This is a genomic window from Thalassospira lucentensis MCCC 1A00383 = DSM 14000 (assembly GCF_000421265.1).
Classification (GTDB): Bacteria; Pseudomonadota; Alphaproteobacteria; order Rhodospirillales; family Thalassospiraceae; genus Thalassospira; species Thalassospira lucentensis.
This window is the reverse complement of record NZ_ATWN01000003.1, coordinates 97,525-115,533: the sequence shown is the minus strand read 5'-3', so window position 1 is coordinate 115,533 and position 18,009 is coordinate 97,525. Positions and strand designations below refer to the sequence as shown.

General features: G+C 55.4%; 17 protein-coding genes. 1 reads left to right on the top strand and 16 read right to left on the bottom strand.

Translation table 11 applies throughout. The features are described 5' to 3' along the window. Nucleotides 1-168: 168 nt before the first annotated feature. Nucleotides 169-1,113, top strand: a complete 945-nt coding sequence (locus K355_RS0107380; protein ID WP_022731480.1) for a cyclase family protein — start codon at nucleotides 169-171, stop codon at nucleotides 1,111-1,113. 73 nt (nucleotides 1,114-1,186) lie between these two features. Here K355_RS0107380 and yghX read toward each other — a convergent pair whose 3' ends face one another. The 16 genes from yghX to K355_RS0107300 all read right to left on the bottom strand — a co-directional run bounded on the left by yghX (nucleotide 1,187) and on the right by K355_RS0107300 (nucleotide 18,008). Continuing rightward, the gene (yghX, locus tag K355_RS0107375) at nucleotides 1,187-2,074 is read right to left on the bottom strand and encodes a YghX family hydrolase (protein WP_022731479.1); all 888 of its coding nucleotides are present in this window, start codon (nucleotides 2,072-2,074) and stop codon (nucleotides 1,187-1,189) included. Nucleotides 2,075-2,347: 273 nt separating this feature from the next. Next, a complete protein-coding gene (locus tag K355_RS0107370) occupies nucleotides 2,348-3,301 on the bottom strand; it encodes a D-2-hydroxyacid dehydrogenase family protein (RefSeq protein ID WP_022731478.1) in 954 nt (317 codons plus the stop codon). Nucleotides 3,302-3,342: 41 nt separating this feature from the next. Then, nucleotides 3,343-4,572, bottom strand: coding sequence for a beta-ketoacyl-ACP synthase (locus K355_RS0107365; protein ID WP_022731477.1), 1,230 nt, complete (start codon nucleotides 4,570-4,572; stop codon nucleotides 3,343-3,345). Then, nucleotides 4,569-5,294 (bottom strand): 3-oxoacyl-ACP reductase FabG, encoded by a 726-nt coding sequence (fabG, locus tag K355_RS0107360; protein WP_022731476.1) that lies wholly within the window; start codon nucleotides 5,292-5,294, stop codon nucleotides 4,569-4,571. Before fabG ends, K355_RS0107365 begins: the two co-directional genes overlap by 4 nt. Then, nucleotides 5,291-5,797: a hotdog family protein gene (locus tag K355_RS23395; RefSeq protein WP_022731475.1), complete on the bottom strand. Its 507-nt coding sequence runs from the start codon at nucleotides 5,795-5,797 to the stop codon at nucleotides 5,291-5,293. The genes fabG and K355_RS23395 overlap by 4 nt, the downstream gene beginning before the upstream one ends. Further along, on the bottom strand, nucleotides 5,794-7,017 hold the full coding sequence (locus K355_RS0107350) for a beta-ketoacyl-[acyl-carrier-protein] synthase family protein (protein WP_022731474.1): 1,224 nt from the start codon (nucleotides 7,015-7,017) through the stop codon (nucleotides 5,794-5,796). The genes K355_RS23395 and K355_RS0107350 overlap by 4 nt, the downstream gene beginning before the upstream one ends. After that, nucleotides 7,017-7,616 carry a DUF3261 domain-containing protein gene (locus K355_RS0107345; RefSeq protein ID WP_162142288.1) on the bottom strand — a complete coding sequence of 200 codons (600 nt, stop codon included), beginning with the start codon at nucleotides 7,614-7,616 and terminating at the stop codon, nucleotides 7,017-7,019. The genes K355_RS0107350 and K355_RS0107345 overlap by 1 nt, the downstream gene beginning before the upstream one ends. A gap of 8 nt (nucleotides 7,617-7,624) precedes the next feature. Beyond that, nucleotides 7,625-8,884 (bottom strand): NAD(P)/FAD-dependent oxidoreductase, encoded by a 1,260-nt coding sequence (locus K355_RS0107340; protein WP_033368679.1) that lies wholly within the window; start codon nucleotides 8,882-8,884, stop codon nucleotides 7,625-7,627. Then, a complete protein-coding gene (locus tag K355_RS0107335) occupies nucleotides 8,877-11,189 on the bottom strand; it encodes an MMPL family transporter (RefSeq protein WP_022731471.1) in 2,313 nt (770 codons plus the stop codon). Before K355_RS0107335 ends, K355_RS0107340 begins: the two co-directional genes overlap by 8 nt. Further along, nucleotides 11,189-11,839, bottom strand: coding sequence for a LolA family protein (locus tag K355_RS0107330; protein ID WP_022731470.1), 651 nt, complete (start codon nucleotides 11,837-11,839; stop codon nucleotides 11,189-11,191). Before K355_RS0107330 ends, K355_RS0107335 begins: the two co-directional genes overlap by 1 nt. Continuing rightward, nucleotides 11,836-12,246 carry an acyl-CoA thioesterase gene (locus K355_RS0107325; RefSeq protein ID WP_022731469.1) on the bottom strand — a complete coding sequence of 137 codons (411 nt, stop codon included), beginning with the start codon at nucleotides 12,244-12,246 and terminating at the stop codon, nucleotides 11,836-11,838. Before K355_RS0107325 ends, K355_RS0107330 begins: the two co-directional genes overlap by 4 nt. Then, nucleotides 12,243-13,805: an HAL/PAL/TAL family ammonia-lyase gene (locus K355_RS0107320; RefSeq protein ID WP_022731468.1), complete on the bottom strand. Its 1,563-nt coding sequence runs from the start codon at nucleotides 13,803-13,805 to the stop codon at nucleotides 12,243-12,245. Before K355_RS0107320 ends, K355_RS0107325 begins: the two co-directional genes overlap by 4 nt. Next, nucleotides 13,795-15,504: a glycosyltransferase family 2 protein gene (locus K355_RS0107315; RefSeq protein WP_022731467.1), complete on the bottom strand. Its 1,710-nt coding sequence runs from the start codon at nucleotides 15,502-15,504 to the stop codon at nucleotides 13,795-13,797. The genes K355_RS0107320 and K355_RS0107315 overlap by 11 nt, the downstream gene beginning before the upstream one ends. Then, complete coding sequence (locus K355_RS23390) at nucleotides 15,501-17,183, bottom strand: ApeI family dehydratase (protein ID WP_022731466.1); 1,683 nt, start codon at nucleotides 17,181-17,183, stop codon at nucleotides 15,501-15,503. The genes K355_RS0107315 and K355_RS23390 overlap by 4 nt, the downstream gene beginning before the upstream one ends. Further along, on the bottom strand, nucleotides 17,180-17,779 hold the full coding sequence (locus tag K355_RS23385) for a COG4648 family protein (RefSeq protein WP_022731465.1): 600 nt from the start codon (nucleotides 17,777-17,779) through the stop codon (nucleotides 17,180-17,182). Before K355_RS23385 ends, K355_RS23390 begins: the two co-directional genes overlap by 4 nt. Then, nucleotides 17,760-18,008 (bottom strand): acyl carrier protein, encoded by a 249-nt coding sequence (locus tag K355_RS0107300; RefSeq protein WP_022731464.1) that lies wholly within the window; start codon nucleotides 18,006-18,008, stop codon nucleotides 17,760-17,762. Before K355_RS0107300 ends, K355_RS23385 begins: the two co-directional genes overlap by 20 nt. Between the last annotated feature and the right edge of the window lies 1 nt (nucleotide 18,009).

The window sequence follows — 18,009 nt, the reverse complement described above, 5'->3', positions numbered from 1 at the left end:
GTGACGTTTGTTATAAGTGATTTTGTGTTTGAGCGATAACCGATCATTCTAAATTCAAGGTTGATCGAATCTCGCTCCCTATAGCACGAAATGGCGCAGTTTTCCGCGTTGTTTTCTTGGCATGTTAATTGCCCATCCTGGAATCCTTATCAACTTAGGGAGGAAACAATGCAGAAATCAAAAATCCTGATCGCAGCGTCGGTTATTCTGGGCATGGCCTGTGCCAATGCTGTTCACGCCGAAGACCGGTTTGCCTCAAAATTTGGTCCGGATGACCAGATCGGTGCGGCCAATAATCTGAGTGCAGAAACAACCTTGGCGGCGATCAAGCTGATCTCAACCGGAAAGGTCTATTCACTGGGGATGGAAATATCACGCGAAACACCGGCCTTTGCGCCGCGTGGTGTTGCGGTAACAGTATTCTCGCCCAGTCAAAGCGGGAATAAAACCATCGGCAGCAATTCCGGAACATATAACGATGATATGTTCACCGGCTGGCTGGGCGTTGGGACCCAGATTGATGGCCTTGGTCATCTTGGCGATCATCACACCTATTATAACAATAATCATGCCGAGGACTTTGTCATGGCCACCGGCCTGACCAAGCTTGGCATTGAAAATGTGCCACCGATTGCGACGCGGGGGGTGTTGCTTGATATCGCAGCGATCAAGGGAACAGATCGTCTTGACGGCGGGTATGTGATTACCCTTGATGATCTGACAAAGGCGCAAAAAGCGGCTGGAACGGAAATCCGCAAAGGCGATGTGGTCCTGATCCATACCGGGTGGCTTGATCTGGTGGGCAAGGATGATGGGCTTTATGGCCGTACCGAACCTGGTCTTGGGCTTGCCGCCGCGGCTTGGCTGGCTGATCAGGGTGTCGTCGCCGTTGGGGCCGATACATGGGGGCTTGAAGCCGTCCCGCATGAAGACCCGAATGCGTTTTTCCCGGTTCACGTCAAACTTCTGGCCGAAAACGGGGTTTATATCCTTGAAAACATTGTCACCCGCGACCTTGCCGCAGACCGCGCGCATGAGTTCCTGTTTGTACTGGGTCAGGCCAAGCTTAAAGGTGCGGTGCAGATGATCATTAATCCGGTGGCTGTCCGTTGAATTGACAATCGGCTTTGATGTTAAACATAGAAGCTGGCGGTCCATCAGGATCGCCGGCTTCTGTCAGTTTGCGTTAAGTCAGGTACTTGTTGAACCAGTCGATGGTGCGTTGCCATGCCAGTTCGGCCGCATCTTTGTCGTAGCGCGGGGTGGTATCGTTGTGGAACCCATGATTGGCCCCGGGATAGATGTGGGCTTCATAGACCTTATCATTGGCTTTGAGCGCCGCTTCATAGTCGGGCCAGCCGGCATTGATGCGCTCATCAAGCTCGCCGTATTGCAGCAATATCGGGGCCTGAATGCGCGGCACGTCTGTGATATCGGCCTGACGTCCATAAAACGGTACAGCAGCCGCCAGTTCCGGGTAGGCCACCGCCGCCGCGTTGGCAACACCCCCACCATAACAAAAGCCGGTGATACCAATCTTGTCGGTTGTGGCATCATGAGCGGTGAGGAATTCAATGGCGGCGAAAAAATCATTCATCAGCTTGGTCGGGTCGACCTCGCGTTGCAGTTCACGGCCCTTGTCATCATTGCCGGGATATCCGCCAACCGATGTCAGGCCATCGGGGGCAAGGGCGATAAAACCCGCCTTGGCAACGCGGCGCGCGACGTCTTCTATATAGGGGTTCAAACCGCGGTTTTCATGCACCACGACAACGCCGGGAAGTTTGCCGGTCGCGTTGGCGGGCTTGACCATATACCCACGCACATCGCCATGTCCGTTGGGCGATGGATAGGTAATGTATTCGGGGACGATATCGGGATCGGTAAATTCAACTTGATTGGCAAGCGAGTAATCCGGGCTCATGGCACTTAGAACCGCCGCAGCGGTAATGCCACCCACTGTGTAACGCCCTGCCCGGTCAAGGAACTCGCGCCGGGAAATAATCCCGTGGGCATAAAAATCATAAAGCTCAAGAAGCTCTGGCGAAAAATCCTTGGCAGTCAAACGTTTCATCGTGTGCTCCTTGTCGGCATGACGTAGGCGGTAGCAAAGATGGTGACGACGATTGAAATCAGACGTTAGAAATTTCGCAGACAAGGCACTGGTCCGTCTGCTTTGGGGCCGTGATTTGAGCGATCCTTGACGGTGGGCGAAGATTGCACATATGGCAAGCTCCTTTGGCGATCGTGCCGCCAAACTGTGAGCATGATTACATTAGCCGACATGTGTTTTTAGAAAGGGGAGGCTCCTTCAAGACTTCGATGTGGTGGAATTTACAGGAGGATACTACACCGTAATCACACGGACGGGGTTTCCCGCAAGCCATGCGAGGATGGCATCTACCGTTTCGCCGTAAAACACATCCCACGTATGGCGTGTGACATAGCCAAGATGCGGGGTCAGCACAAGACCATCGCATGTGCGTAGCGGGTGGGATGCAGGAAGGGGTTCGATGTCATAGACATCCAGACCGGCCCCGGCAATCTCGCCATTGTTAACCGCCTCAATCAGGGCCGCGTCATCGACAATCGGGCCACGAGATGTGTTGATCAGATAGGCGGTTTTTTTCATGCATTTGAATTCATCGGTGCTCATCATGCCAGCGGTTCGCTCGGACAGGCGTTGATGAATGGTGACGAAATCGGCATCGGCCAAAAGGGATCCTTTGTCTGGCATGTATTTGACGCCTAGTTCTGCACAGCGTTCCTTGGTTAAATTCTGGCTCCAGGCGGTGACGCGCATCTCAAAAGCCTTGGCGATGGTTGCAACCTTTGCACCCAGCCGACCAAGCCCGATGATGCCAAGGGTCGATCCGGCAAGATCCTGCCCAAGCCCGACCTGCCAGCCGCCGGTGCGCATGGACATGTTTTCCGGCACAACTCCGCGTGCCAGACCCAGCATTAGCGCGAATGTCAGTTCCGGTGTTGCGGTGGAGGGGGAATTGGTACCGCAGACTGTTATGCCATGATCGTTGGCATAGGTCACATCAATCGCATCGTTGCGTTTGCCGGTGGTGACTATGAGTTTGAGGTTGGTAAGGTTTTCCAGCAGGGATGCGGGCAAGGGCGTTCTTTCGCGCATAACACAGAGAACATCAAACGGTTCAAGACGTTTTGCCAAAGCCGCGCCATTTGTAAGCGTGTCATGAAATACGGTAATGTCGCCATGCGCCCTAACCCCGGACCAGTCGGCAGAGGCCAGGGCAAGGTTTTGATAGTCATCAAGAATGGCGATGCGCATTGTCAGGCGTTTCCCATGAGGTGAGGGCTGGTGGTTGAGGCCTATGGCAGCGTGAAAATCAGCGATGTGTTGATGCCGCCAAAAGCAAAATTGTTGCTCATCATGTATTGGGCGGACAGGCTGCGTGCGGTGTCCTTGATATAATCAAGCTCCGCACAGGCCGGGTCGGGGGTTTTAAGGTTTGCGGTCGGAACAAACTTTCCGTCGCGCATCATTTCCAGTCCCAGCCATGCCTCGATCGCACCACAGGCGCCCAGCGTATGGCCAAAGTGGCCCTTAAGCGTATGGATTGGAATGGCGCGGTCAAACACCGCACGGGTAGCTTTGCTTTCGGCCAGATCGCCGTGATCGGTGGCAGTGCCATGGCCATTGACGATGTCGATATCGGCTGGGGTCAGCTCCGCATCCTCAAGCGATTTACGCAGGGCGATTTCCATTTTGTCGGCTTGGGGCTGGGTGATATGTGCGCCGTCGGAATTGGATGCAAACCCGACAATCTCTCCATAGATGGTCGCACCACGCGCCTTGGCATGTTCGTATTCCTCAAGAATCAGTGTCCCGGCCCCTTCGCCAATAACCAGTCCGTCACGATTGGCATCATAAGGGCGCGGGGTGATTTCGGGGTGGTCGTTATTGTCGCTGGTGGCAAACAGAGTGTCAAAGACAGCGACCATGGTCGGACAAAGTTCCTCAGCGCCACCGGCAATCATCAAATCCTGCATGCCGTATTTGATGGCTTCATAAGCATAGCCGATCCCCATGCTGCCGGATGTGCAGGCGGTCGATGTTGGGATGATCCGCCCGCAAATGCCGTATAAAACGCCGATATTGACCGCCGAGGTATGGCTCATCATCTGGATATAGCTGGTCGCGGTGATGGCGTTGCTATCGCCGGTTTCCATCAGTTTGGTAAAGCCCATAACCGGTGGGGTGCTGCCAAATGATGACCCATAGGCAATGCCAAGGCGTCCGCCCTGTAATGTTTTCGTGTCATCGCGAAGCCCGGCCATTTCAAGCGCCTTGTCGGTGGCCGCAACCGACATCTGGGCAACGCGGCCCATGCTGCGCAATTGTTTGCGGGTGAGCTTGCCCTTAAGCGTGAAATTCTCGACCGGACCGGCAAGGCGGGTGCGCAGGTCATAGCGCCCATCCCAGTCATCCATGCGGCGAATGCCGGTTTCGCCCGCATACATCCGTGCTGAAATGGTGGGCCAATCATCGCCCAGTGCAGTAATCCCGGCCATGCCGGTAACAACGACGCGCCGGGTCATAGCATGCCCCCGTTTACACTAATGACCTGACGGGTGATGTAGGCCGCATCATTTCCACACAAAAACGCAATGGTCGCGGCAACTTCATCGGCCGTACCGTAGCGGCGCATCGGGATCATTTTTTTGACCTCATCGGCGGGCAATTCATCGGTCATCTGGGTTTCAATCACCCCCGGGGCGACGGCGTTGACGGTAATTTTGCGTTTAGCCAGTTCAAGCGCCAGCGATTTGACTGCGCCAATGATCCCGGCCTTGGACGCGGCATAATTGACCTGCCCGCGGTTGCCCGCTAGGCCGGCGATGGAGGTCAGTGCGACAATACGACCGCCCTTGCGCCGTTGGATCATCGGCATGACAAGCGGCTTTATGACGTTATAAAACCCGTCCAGATTGGTATGCAGCACAGCATCCCAATCGTCATCTTCAAGGGCGGGAAAGGCGGCGTCACGGGTCAACCCGGCATTCAGCACCACACCAAACGGCGCGCCATGTTCGGCAATGTCGGCTTCAAGTGCGGTGCGGGTGGCATCGCGGTCAGCAATGTCAAAGCGGATAAGACGCCCGGTGCGTCCCATGGCAATGACGTCATCAAGGACCCTTTGCGCGCCATCGCGGTCGGAATGATAATGAACGATGACATCATATCCATCGCGCGCAAGGCGTTTGGCGGTGGCGGCCCCGATGCCCTTGCTGGCACCTGTTACCAGAATGGTTTCTGTCATGACGTTGTCGTTTCTTGGTTGTGGGGCGTGTGGGAAGAGGCAGACGTGGTGGCTGTGTCACCGGGTTGATAGACATTGATCTGGGCAGCGACAATGACGTCATTTCCGTCGCGAATTTCGCCTTTGAAGACGCCCATTTCGCCATCTTCAAAAACATTTTCGACATATATGTTCAATCGGGTACCCGGTTCAAACCAGTCGCGGGTCATGGTCATTTTGCGTGTGCCGAGCAAATAGCCGATGTGTGGGAGCGCCGCAGGGTCGGCAGATTTAGCGCGCCAGCCACTATATGCGGCGACGGCCTGCGCAATATATTCAAGCCCGACATAGGTGGGGACACCGTGGCCTTTTTCAAAGAACATGCTCGTTTGTTGAATTGTGACTTCGGCCTGAAGGTGATCCGGCCCGGTATAGCAGACCTGGTCAATCAGCAGCATCGGGGCGCTGTGCGGGACAAGCTGATCAATGGCGGGTATGGTTGTGGTCTGTGCTGCGTTGGTCATGATGTCATCCCTGCGGGGATAAAACCGCGTCCGAGAATGACCGATACGTTGCTGCCGCCAAAGGCGAAGGAATTGCTCATCATGGCAAGTCTATCGTTCGGGGCAACCCGCTGCCCCGTTTGTGCGACAAGGTTCATAGGGGTAACGTCCGGGTCAATAGCACCATCCCAGTGATGGCGGGGCAATGGTGCGCCATCATGCGCCTGTTGTAGTGAAAGCCATAGGATGGCGGCCTCAATCGCACCCGCCGCACCTAATGTGTGGCCGGTCATGGGTTTGGTCGAGCTGACGGCAACCGTTGTGCCAAATATCTGTGCAATCGCGGTGCTTTCCATGCTGTCATTAAGTGGCGTCGCGGTGCCGTGCATGTTGATATAGCTGATATCATCCGGTGTCAGACCGGCATGTGCCAATGCAGATTTCATCGCGGAAATTGCCCCGATCCCGTCGGGGTGCGGGGCATTTGGATGATGGGCATCGGATGTTTCGCCAACCCCCATCAGGGCAATGTCGCCTGCGTCCCGGCGCAGCGTGAACAGCGCGCAACCTTCGCCGATATTAATGCCGTCACGGTTTTTGCTGAGCGGATTACAGACGCCCTCGGAGATGGAATTAAGCGCGTCAAATCCGCGCACGGTTAGACGGCACAGACTATCGACCCCGCCAACAATCACGGCGTCACACATGCCCGCATCCATCAGTCGTTGGGCGGATGCGAAGGCCTTGCCGCTTGATGAGCAGGCGGTCGAAATCACATACGCCGGACCCGACAGGCCCAGCGCATCGCGCAAAAAGTCGGCAGGCGATCCGATTTCCTGATGCTCATAGCGAAAACCGGGGGCCCATGTGCCGGTTTCGAGCATGTCCTGATACCCGGTGGTGCCTTCTTCGATACCCGAGGTGCTGGTGCCCAGAATGATGCCGATGCGGTCCGTGCCAAAGGTCGTAATCAGATCGTCAATTTCAGAGGTAATCTGGGCCATGGCAGTCCATAGCAGGCGGTTATTGCGGGTGTCATATTGCGTAAGATGATCGGGTAAGGCGACAAGCGGTCCGGTTACGGTGCCGAGCATGGTGGTGCGATCAATCAGAAAATCGTCATGGGCAATCATGTCCGCCCGGCGGTCGCCAAACAGGGTGCGCGATGTTTGCTCTATCCCCTGTCCAAGGGCGGAGACAATACCAAGGGCCGACAAAAAGGTCGAAGTCACCGACATCATCAGGACCCCAGTCTTTGCGATCTGATGGTCAGGGTATAGCCCAGTTTCATATTGCGCAGGGTTGCCACACCCTGCCACGGATCGCGGATCGGTTTTTCAATCGCTACGAACACCAATCCATCACCGGTGGTGCGGATGGTGCGTTGACCCATGGTTTCTTCGACGGTCATGGATTGATCCACCGCGTCACTGACAACATCGTCTGGCCAATAGGTCATGACGATATCGCCAAGCAACCGTTCAGGGTCAAGGGCATCTGGCACCCAGTCGGCCTTGACGATGTTGAGCCCATCAAGGGTCCAGTCAATGGTCATGGCCCGGCGGCCAAGATCATCAAGCACGGCAATCCTGACCTGACCGGGCTGGGCCGAAATCCGGGCAAGGAAAGTGGCCGTGCCCGGCTCACCGTTTTTGGGGCGCCATTGTGCGGTGACCTGTTGAGTAGCCTCAAGGCCTTGGGCAGTGTCCCACGGGTTTTCCGGCAACTCTATGGTAACCCCCGGTGCCAGTGCAACCGTATACGCAGGATTGGACGCAAACGGGTTGGGGACCGACAAGTCGGCAAAATCCGTAACACAGGCGTTCAGAGACAGGGTCATGAATAGGATCAGGATGGATCGCATAAGTCGTGCAACATCTCCAGGTAACGGTCAGTTTTGCTTACCAGCGGATTGTCGAGGTTCCAAGCGTATCCTGCAAGGATCGAAACAACCATACGTTTGAGTTTTGTATCATCATCGGGTTGATTGAAAATAATCGTTTGTAGACGTCCGTCATACCATGCATCGACATATGAACGGAACGTTTCTACACCCCGGTTAAGCGGAATGGCGTAATCCGCATCCCAATCGACGGCCTGACCAGTGTGACGCGCAATAAGCACCTTTGCCGCCAGTTCGGCGGAATGCATGGCAATGGTCACACCCGATGAAAAAACCGGGTCAAGGAAACCAGCAGAATTGCCCAGAAGAACATAACCGTCGCCAAAAAGGGTGTCCGATTGCGCGCTATATCCGGCAATGGCATTCAGCGGACGGGTCGGTTCGGCCTTGGCCAGAAGGGGACCAAGGCCGGTATCGCCGATCAACCGATCAAAGATGGCCTGATCATCAAGACCATCAAATTCCGGGTCCTGATCGGGGTAAATCACCCCAACAGAGGACGTGCCGTCGGAAAACGGAATCAACCAATACCAAATTTCCGGGCGGACGGGGTGGACCGTGATCAGGATTTTTTCCCGGTCATAATCGGGGTCGGATATCTGATCGCGCAGATGGGTAAACAGGGCGCGCCGTTCGGTCGATTGGCTTGATTTTATAATGCCTAGCATTCGGGGCAGGACCCGGCCATAACCACTGGCGTCGAGAACAAACGTCGATCTTATCCGACCGGTTTGACCCGCATCATTTTCATAGTCGAGGGTACAGTCACCATCGCGCAAGACCGCATCGGTGACCTTATGCCCAAAACGGATATCGACCCCGGCATCGATGGTGGTTTGGGCCAGGATGTGATCAAACCGGCTGCGTTGAACCTGAAAGGTAGTGCCCCATCCGGTGTCTTCGAAGTTCTCGCGAAAATCAATGGACTGATAAAGTGATCCGCGTTCAAAAACGGCCCCATTTTTGTGTTGGAATCCGGCTTTTTCAACCGCATCAAGCAAACCAGCCCGCTCAAGCACATTCATGCAGTGAGGCAGAAGGCTTTCGCCGATGACAAAGCGCGGGAAGGTTTGCGCTTCAAGAACAATCACGGTTAATCCCGCATCACATAGACATTTGGCCGCAACCGTTCCGGCCGGTCCGGCACCGATGATGGCGATGTCACAATCGGTCATGAGGTGGCTTTCAGAATGATTGTCAGACATCGGATTGATCGGCTTTCACGGATGTTGGGCACATGGCATAGGACAGCACCCATGCCGTTGGAAGGCCAATGGCCATGATGGTTCCGATGGCGCTGACCACGGGAACAGAACTGCTGGCGAGCAGGCCAAAGGCCAAAATGCTGCTGATCAGCGATAAAAACACGGCAAACCGGGTCGTATCCTGCTGGCGGTGCTTTTGGCTTTCGGAAAAGAAGATCACGTAATCTGCCCCGATGGCAAAGACCAGAAACAGTGCCATAATGGTAAAGAAATTGATTGTGATCCCGATTGTAGCCGCCCCGCCAAGGGCAACAAGCATCGCCCCTGCAGGCGTTCCCAAAACACATAGCCCACGGATCATGCCATAGCGTGCTATGGCGAGAATCCCGGCACTCAACAAGGCAATAGCCAATCCCACCGTTGCCCAGTTGCGATAATGGGAGAACTGGTCGGTGATGGTGGCGCGCGGGTTGATCAAACGGGCGGCGTCGATATTGGCAATTGCCATGGCAACGGCATTCGCATCGGTCACGGCGTTTAGCCGGACGATATCGGTCGTGCCATCGCGCAGGTTTGCCAGTTCCGGGAACTGGACAAAGGCATCTGCATCGGCGTGTAAATAAGGGGCGTCGGGGTTGGGCGTTTGAATGTTGATCGGAAGCAGCGGGGCCAGTTTTGGTGCGTAGATTTCAAAGAGCTGATCTTTGATCAGGGTACGGTTTTCGTCCTGCCGTTTGATCGACGGGATCATGTCCGACAAGCCAAAGGCAGACCCGACAGTGCCGTCTTTGATCAGGGGACGCAGCGCGTTTTGTACGGCCTCGCCCGTTTGAAGGCGGGATTGGCTGTCTGCGCCATCAATCCGGATAAAGACGGGGTTTCCGCCCATGCCCATGGTATCCCCGATCAGGCCCGCCTGCGTTGTCAGGGTGTCGTTGCCATGCCCGAGATGGCGGATGTCATCATCGGTTGGTATGAACAAAATACAGATCGCAAATCCACCAAGGATGGCAAGTGCAGCCATCCCCCGGACCAACCGGGGCAGACGCAGACGGCGCAAGGTATCATCAAGTTTCTGATACACACGCGGGATGAGCGACCGGTGTTTGATGCTCCGCGCGGGCAAAAGCGGGAGGACGAAAAGCACGGTGACATAGGCTGCGATAAGCCCGGCGATGGAATAAACCGCGATTTGGGCAAGAAGGATGGCCGGGCTGATGGCCAAAACCGCAAAGCCGCAAACCGAGGTCAAAAGGCCAAGGCTTAGGCCGGAACGGATCGTCGCAATCCGGGCCGTCGGTGATTTTTCATCGGCGGGCAGCACCAGATAATGCAGCGCATAATCGACCGATATCCCGATCAGACTGGCCCCGAAGACCAGCGCAATGGCATGAATGCCATCGAAAATCAGGGTGACGGCAGCAATCCCGGCGATCAAGCCGCTGCCGACCGTGATCAAGGTGCCGATCAGGGGGAGTGGGGAGAAAAACACACTGAGCACCATGGCAAAAATGCCAAGGGTCGCAATGATGGCGATGCGCTGGACATCGGCTTTTGCAGCAGTTGCCTCGGCCACAGCGAAGAAGACTTGCCCGGTTTTAGCGATGGTGAGTCCGTCAGATTGATTGGTATTGTTCTGGGCGTTGGTGATGACGTCATTGACCTTGCCCACCCATGCGATGTCCCGTCCTTGACGCCGAAGGTCCGGGGTCAGAATTATAAGGATCGGGGTATAGAAATTGTTGTCTCTTTGCACGATCCCGGAAGGACCAAGTTTGTTGCCCAGTTCGGCCAGAAAGTTGGGGAGCAGGGAGAACGGATCGGCGCGAAGCGATGCTGCACTGACCATTGAAGCAGGTGCATACAGCGTTTTTACCGCGTTTTGATAAACCGGTTCCCCGTTGCCGTCGCGCAAAAGTGCCCGGTCCCTGTCCGACAGCAGGCTTTGCGCATGGGGCAGGTAAAAATCTGAAAGCCGCGCAAGGTTTCCTGCGTCATATCCCGGCATAGAAACCGACTTTGTGCCCGGAATGTTTGCGATGTCAGAAGCAAGGGCGCGGGTTGCCGTTTCAAGCATGTCTTGCTGGTTGGCCGACACCATGATGATGGCCTGATTGGCATCATTTGCCAGTAAGTCGCGCACGGTTTCGATATCGGATTTTCGGGCGGTGTCGTCGGTTTTTTCCAACCCGATCAGGGACAGGACATCACCATCAATCCGGGCGCTGCCCGATGTGACCTGCCAGATTGCAGAGGCCACCATGATCAACAGAAAAATGCCCCATATGCCCCCGCGCACTGCCATCAATCAAAGTTTCCCGAAAGCAGTTTGGCAAGATCAGTCGGGAGTGGTAGGTCGTGGCGTTTTTGATCGTTCAGCGTGATTTCATCGCGGTCGCCCGATGGTTTGTGCAGGGTGACGTGGGTGACGAATTCATCGCCCTTAACGATGATCTGGCTGATTTGTTCGGACAATCCGTTGTTGTTCTTTGGTGCTAACGTGACTTGCCAGTTCGATGCTGTGGCGGTTTTGGCGGGTGTGATGGTGAATTGATCAGACAGTGGGTCCCAGTTTCCGCCGAGGACGGCGGAAATCAGCGCGATGAACTGATGAAACCGCGCACCTGATGCAATGGTTTCAAATGTGCGGTCATCATGTTTGCGGGTGATCCCCTGATCGTTCATCACGGTGGTATCGGGAAACGGTTTCAGGTTTTGCCAAATCAGACCTTTGCTGGGTGACAGGGTAAATTCACCGGTCGAGGTAAGTGGTGCTTCAAAGCCGTCAAGATGGCGGTCAAGGGCAAAACTGCCAGTCAGATATTGCTGATCGCTGATCGGGGTAAGCATGGCGGTTGAAGTTAAACCTGTCGTGTCGGCATTGACCGGAAATGCTGGAAACACTGCCGCACAGAACAGGATCAATGCCCAAGCTTTTGACCAACGGTGTGTCATTGCGTCATGGCCTCTAGCCTTTCAATCAGAAAGTCGGGGCTGCGAAACAGCATTTCACCGGTGTCTTTTTCAACGGCGACCTGAATGGTAAAGCCCTTGGTCAGTTTGGTGCCGGTTTTCGCATCCGTGATCAGGTAGTCGATTTTCAGGCGGTTTTCGAATTCACGCAGAGTCGCCGTGATAGTAATTTCCTGCCCGAAGGTACATGGACCAACATATTTCACCCGCATATCGACAATCGGCCAGACATAGCCCGATGCGTCCATTTGTGGATAGTTGTAGCCAATCTTGTTGAGCAGCGCACAGCGGGCATTTTCAAAAAACTGGACGTAGTTGCCGTGCCAGACAACATTCATCGGATCAAGATGATAAAACTGGATCGTTTCGGTGACAGATGAACTGATCATGACGCGATTTCTTCATCATAAAGCGCCCAGTGGCGATTCTGAATGCGCGACACCAGAAGGCGCAAGGTGCCTTCAAGCGGCTGGTCTTCGGCGATGAAGGGGATGTCTTCCTTTAAGCTTTCGATAAAGGCTGAAACTTTGGGGCCGAGTTGTTTGGGATGAAGTTCGCCGGATTTCTGACGCAAGGCCATTGCCTGACCAACAGCCAAAAGGTTTGCCGCCACGACCTGTTCGGTCAGTTGCAGAACGCGCAGGCAATCGCGTGCGGCAATCGTGCCCATGCTGACCTTGTCCTGATTATGACATTCGGTAGAACGCGAAAAGACGCTGGCGGGCATGGTTTGTTTCAAAGCCTCCGCCGTCCAGGCAGACGCGCCGATTTGCACGGCCTTAAGCCCGTGATTAATCGATGCGCGGTCGGGATCTGCCCCCGACAAGTTGGATGCCAGTCCATGATTGAATTTGGTATCAACCAGAAGGGCCATCTGGCGATCCATCAAATCGGCCAGATTGGCGACCAGTGTTTTCATACCGTCGGCGACAAAGGCGACATGTCCGCCATAGAAATGCCCGCCATGCAGGATGGTGTTTTCCGTGATATCCAAAAGCGGGTTGTCATTGGCACTGTTAAGTTCTGTTTCGAGGGTCCGCCGGAAGGTTGGCATCATATCGGCCAGCACCCCGATAACATGCGGGGCACAGCGCAGCGAATAGCGGTCCTGAAGACGGGCCGGTTCATAGGTGCTACCCAGCGATGACAAATCATCTTCGATCCATGCCGCAATTTGCGCCTGCCCAGGATGGGGTTTGGCGGCAAAAAGACGCTTGTCGAAATGGGCGGGATTGCCAAGTAAACCCATGCTGGCAAGGGCGGTAATACGCGATGTCAGTTTGCACAGGTAATTGGCGCGCACAAAGGCCTGACACATGAGGGCAGTCATCACGGCCGTGCCGTTCATGATGGCAAGGGCCTCTTTGGGGCGCAAGGTCAGCGGGGTTAATCCGGCGGTTGCCAAGGCGTCTTGGGCGGATGTTTTCTGACCGCGATAAAGAACGTCACGTTCGCCGATCAAAGCCGCGGCAACATAGGAAAGCGGGGTTAGATCCCCACTGGCACCAACCGATCCTTCTTCGGGGATCAGCGGGGTAATGTCATGGGCCAGCAAGCTCGTCAGTTGGTTGAGCAAATCAACACTGACACCGGAATAACCCGTGCAAAGGGATGCCAGACGTACGGTCAGTACCGCGCGTGCCTGTTCGGGCGCGAGAATATCGCCCAGCCCGCAGCCGTGAAAGCGACTAAGATGAAGCGGCAGTTCTGCAACCAGTTCTGGGGGCACACGGCGTGAAACAGAATCACCATAGCCGGTGGTCACACCATAAATATGACCCTTGTCGCGCAGTTGCTGATCCAGGAAATCAGCACCCTTTTGAATGCGGGCACGAAAATCGCGATCCCCCGACAACACGGGTTGGGCACGTTGTTCGGACAGGGCAAAGACATCTTCGACCGTAAGATCGTTTTCGCCAAAGATTACATTGATGCGGTTATTGGTCATCACCGTCCTTTTTCTTTGCCCAGAAATCATGGAAATTGAACCATTGCAGCGGTTCCATAACAACTATCTTTTCAAGCCATTGCGCATATTGGGTGGCGTAGCCTGTGATGGCCTCGGTCCGGTGCTTGCGTGGCAAGGTCATTGTGTCGGCCAGTTTCTGCCACTCGATTTTAAATCGTTTTCCCGAGCGCCAGGCGGCTGCCATATAAACCGGGCATTGTAGCAGATATGCCAGAACAAATGGTCCTTGCGGGAAATTGGCATCTTGACCAAGGAAGGGAACCGCGACGGATTTATCGCGGGCACCAATCGCAACCCGGTCTGCGGCAATGACAATCCATTCCCCACGTTCAACCCGTTCGCGCAGCATGATGGCGGTATCAGGGCCGATGTCGGTGACTTCGATCAGGTCGACCTGACTTTCCGGGGCCAGTTTTTGCAGCACGCGGCCAAACCGGGCCGCATTTTTTTGATGCAGCAAGACATTAACGCGGAAATCGCGATCCCGGCTGGCGATGGCACGCACCAGTTCCATATTGCCAAAATGCGATACCAGCAAAACGGCGGCCTGATCACGCGGCATATAGGCAAACAGATTGTCGGCATCATCAGGCAATTCGAGATCATCTATTTTTAGCTCACCACACCACGCGGCGATTTTATCAAGCGCACTTTCGCCAAAGCGCAGAAAATGACGGAAACTGTTCCAGCGGGTGGGGGCAACGGGTGCGCCATTTTGGTGCGCGCGGGTCAGAAAGTCATGCGATGCGCGCCGTGCAATGCCGCCGGTCAGATAAAAATAGACGATTACGGGCAGCATGATTGCAAGACAGGCGCGCCGTCCGGCAACGCGGTAAACCCAGCCAAGAAACCGCATGCCAAAATACATGCCGCGCTCGTCGATTTCCGCCCAGTGGGCGGACGCATCCGTGCTATCCTGACCGCGATCAGCCGTTTGATCCTGGGCAAATTTTCCGCCGCGCCAAATGTAACCGGGCAGTCGGCCAAGCATGCCAAACACCAACCTCGTATGCATCCAGCTAATCAAAAGGTTGTCCTTCCACATGCGGAAGTTTGAGGTGTTGTTTTCGGGATATGTGACCTCGGTCGGAACATGGTGGACGGGGACACCGCGCCAGTAAAGGCGCACCATCAATTCGGTATCGAAATCCATTTTGCGGCCGCAGCCTTCTTCGCGCCAGACCGCAAGGCTTTCGGAAACCGGGTACACGCGAAAGCCGCACATGCTGTCGCGGATGTGGGTCGATAATGTTTCGATCCAGACCCATACATGGGATACCCAGCGTCCAATGCGGCGTTTTTGCGGGATGCTGTCATCATAGACCGGAAGGCCGGTGATCAGCGCGGTTGGGTCTTCGTGCGCGATGCGGATCATTTCGGTAAGGCGGTCAAGATTGTGCTGCCCGTCGGCATCGACCTGGATCGCGTGGGTGAAACCGGCGCGTTCGGCCATGGCAAGGCCCGCCATCACCGCGACACCCTTGCCGCCGTTTTCGGCCAGATGCTGACAGGTGACGCCGTTTTCGGGATCATGCAGGGCAGCGACAACATCGTGTGTCTGCGTGTTTGATCCGTCATCAATGATGATCACCGGCAGGTCATATTCACGCACACGCGCCACCACATCGCCAAGCACGTCATGATGGTTATGGGTCGGGATGACGGCACAGATTTTCATGTGGAAGCCTCGCGCCATTTCAGAATGCCGGAACTGTGGTCACCTTCCGCGTCGGAATGGTAGCGGAATTTGACTTTCCTGTTGTCCCGATCGCACTCAAGTTCAAGCATCAGTGTTGATCCCGGTGCAATCGGTTTGCGGTATTTAAGTTGCGTCACTTCACTGATGGTAACCGGGACACCAAAAAGCGTTGCGGCTTGATGGATCGCCCAGTGCAGTTGCACGACACCGGGCAGGATCGGCATGCCAGGAAAGTGGCCACGGAAATAAAGCAGATCGGCCGGCAGGCGTAGCGACAGGTTGATCCGGTCATCATCGCGATTTTGTATAACGATTTCAGGCGTTAAAGGTTCCATATTGTTAAAAAGAGAACGCAATAAATGAAGCGGGCGTTTGCCCTGACTGTCAGACGGCAGTTGATCGACAAAGCGCCAGCGTTGCGGTAGGGCAGCGTCATCTTCGAATTTGGCGATTTCACGCCGGAGTTTCCGCCCCATGCGAAACCGTCCGATATCGGCCAGCATATCGCGGCCCGCGGGCGACAGGACGGCCACCACGCCAAGGCGGCGGTCACTTTCATCGGGGATCAGCGCAATGGCGTCTTCGACCAGACTGCTTTGGCGCAAATGGCGTTCAACACCGCCGAGCGAAATGCGTTTGCCTTCGATCTTGACCACCCGGTCGGCCCGGCCATGCAGGGTGAAGGTTGCGCCATCGATCTTTGCGATATCTTCGGTCTGATACCAGTCATCGCCTGCGATGTGGGCGGCGCGCACGCGCAGGCATCCGGCGTCATTCAGCGCCACCTCAACCCCCGGCAGGGGATGCCAGACGCTTTGGGCGTCAAGCTGGCGGCGATGGGCGATGCCCCCGGTTTCGGTGCTGCCGAAAATTTCGGTCGGGCAGGTGCCGAGCATCGCGGTGGTTTCACTTGCAGCGGCAACATCAAGCGGACCACCCGATGAAAAGATCAGGGATGGGCGCGGAACGTTTGCCAGATCGGGATGCAGGTTTTTAAGATGGGCCGGGCTTGTGATCAGGACATCGCCGGTTACGATATCGCCCTGCATCATTTCCCAATAGGGGGCGGGATCGGCGGTAAAGATGCGCCCGGTCATCACCGGCCAGACGATGCGGAAAATCAGGCCATAGATATGCTGATGGGATACCAGTCCGACAATGCGCGCGCCCGCAGGAATTTGAGGCCGCCAAAGCTGTTCCTGCACTGTGATTTCTGCTTCGATCAGGGCGAGGGTCTTGGCGACCGGTTTGGCATCCCCGGTCGAGCCGGAAGTAAAGAACACCGCGCGGCAATTGGATGCGGCGGGCAGCGTCATGTTGCTGGTGTTTGTGGTGGTGGCGGTCGCGGCGAGCCTTTCGCGGATTGCTGCGTCATCAAGATACAGATCGAACTGGTCGCTAATGCCGTCGAGATAGGCCGAGCGGTCGGTTGCCGGGAAAATTACGGTCGCACCCGCACGCCACGCGGCGGTGATTGCAATCAGGAACAAGCGGGCCGACTGGCAATGGATGGCGATGCGTGAAGACGCGGACAGGGCAGGGCAAAGACGGTCGATATCGGAACGCAGATCGCCCGTGCTAAACACCCGGTCACCTTCGATGCAAAGGGCGACGGTGGCGTTTTTCGGATTATGCAGATTTTCGATAAATCCGGTCATGGGGTTTCCGTGCCGTTTCGGGTTTTGCGATCATGACGGGCGCGCAGAATGCGCCGGACCGGCCATTCGCCAACGAACAATAGGCCCATCACGATGTAGGAAATAAGGCCGTTATACAGCGTCCAGGTTTCCATGCTGGTATATTGTGCCGTCCAACCGGCGATGATTGCATTGGCGGCAAAGAACCCGATCCAGACCTTGGTCAGTTTGCGGGTATAGGCAATCGAATAATCGTCAAGATCGGGTATCTTGATCCGGGCGAGGCGTTCGACCATCGGTTGGTCGGTAAAAAGCGTGATGGTAAAGACCGATCCCATCGTCAGGCTGACGATTACCGGATAGAAACGAATGGCAAGAATCTCGCTTGCAATCCCACCGATGGCAACAATGATGGCAACCAGAACCGCAAGACCAGCGGCGGCATAGCGTTCTGCGAAAACAAATGTCACGGCGCGTAAAAGCACCACGATCAGAAGCCCGATCAGGATGAACTGCGGGGGAAATACCGACAGCCCGAAATAAACCAGAACCGGATAGGCAACACCCAGTGCGGCAAGCAGAGAGGTTGCGACCCGTTTAGGAGCTGACCAAGACATGGATTTTCTCGACGACATCGTCGACGGTGCGGACAGACCTGAATTCCATCGCCGGGATTTTCTTGCCGGTGATTTCCTGGAATTTGACGATTAGGTCGACGGCATCGATGCTGTCGAGGTCAAGATCTTCGAACAGGCGGGCATCGGGGGTGATATCCTCGGCGGGGACTTCGAAAAGTTCGACCAGATAATCGTGAAGCTGCTGATAAACGTCTTGGCGACTGTGCATG

Excerpts from the sequence above, each read along its gene's own strand:
- K355_RS0107380 (WP_022731480.1), top strand. The coding sequence starts at position 169 with ATGCAGAAATCAAAAATCCTGATCGCAGCGTCGGTTATTCTGGGCATG.
- yghX (WP_022731479.1), bottom strand. The coding sequence starts at position 2,074 with ATGAAACGTTTGACTGCCAAGGATTTTTCGCCAGAGCTTCTTGAGCTT.
- K355_RS0107370 (WP_022731478.1), bottom strand. The coding sequence starts at position 3,301 with ATGCGCATCGCCATTCTTGATGACTATCAAAACCTTGCCCTGGCCTCT.
- K355_RS0107365 (WP_022731477.1), bottom strand. The coding sequence starts at position 4,572 with ATGACCCGGCGCGTCGTTGTTACCGGCATGGCCGGGATTACTGCACTG.
- fabG (WP_022731476.1), bottom strand. The coding sequence starts at position 5,294 with ATGACAGAAACCATTCTGGTAACAGGTGCCAGCAAGGGCATCGGGGCC.
- K355_RS23395 (WP_022731475.1), bottom strand. The coding sequence starts at position 5,797 with ATGACCAACGCAGCACAGACCACAACCATACCCGCCATTGATCAGCTT.
- K355_RS0107350 (WP_022731474.1), bottom strand. The coding sequence starts at position 7,017 with ATGATGTCGGTGACTTCGACCTTTTTGTCGGCCCTTGGTATTGTCTCC.
- K355_RS0107345 (WP_162142288.1), bottom strand. The coding sequence starts at position 7,616 with ATGACCCTGTCTCTGAACGCCTGTGTTACGGATTTTGCCGACTTGTCG.
- K355_RS0107340 (WP_033368679.1), bottom strand. The coding sequence starts at position 8,884 with ATGTCTGACAATCATTCTGAAAGCCACCTCATGACCGATTGTGACATC.
- K355_RS0107335 (WP_022731471.1), bottom strand. The coding sequence starts at position 11,189 with ATGGCAGTGCGCGGGGGCATATGGGGCATTTTTCTGTTGATCATGGTG.
- K355_RS0107330 (WP_022731470.1), bottom strand. The coding sequence starts at position 11,839 with ATGACACACCGTTGGTCAAAAGCTTGGGCATTGATCCTGTTCTGTGCG.
- K355_RS0107325 (WP_022731469.1), bottom strand. The coding sequence starts at position 12,246 with ATGATCAGTTCATCTGTCACCGAAACGATCCAGTTTTATCATCTTGAT.
- K355_RS0107320 (WP_022731468.1), bottom strand. The coding sequence starts at position 13,805 with ATGACCAATAACCGCATCAATGTAATCTTTGGCGAAAACGATCTTACG.
- K355_RS0107315 (WP_022731467.1), bottom strand. The coding sequence starts at position 15,504 with ATGAAAATCTGTGCCGTCATCCCGACCCATAACCATCATGACGTGCTT.
- K355_RS23390 (WP_022731466.1), bottom strand. The coding sequence starts at position 17,183 with ATGACCGGATTTATCGAAAATCTGCATAATCCGAAAAACGCCACCGTC.
- K355_RS23385 (WP_022731465.1), bottom strand. The coding sequence starts at position 17,779 with ATGTCTTGGTCAGCTCCTAAACGGGTCGCAACCTCTCTGCTTGCCGCA.
- K355_RS0107300 (WP_022731464.1), bottom strand. The coding sequence starts at position 18,008 with ATGCACAGTCGCCAAGACGTTTATCAGCAGCTTCACGATTATCTGGTC.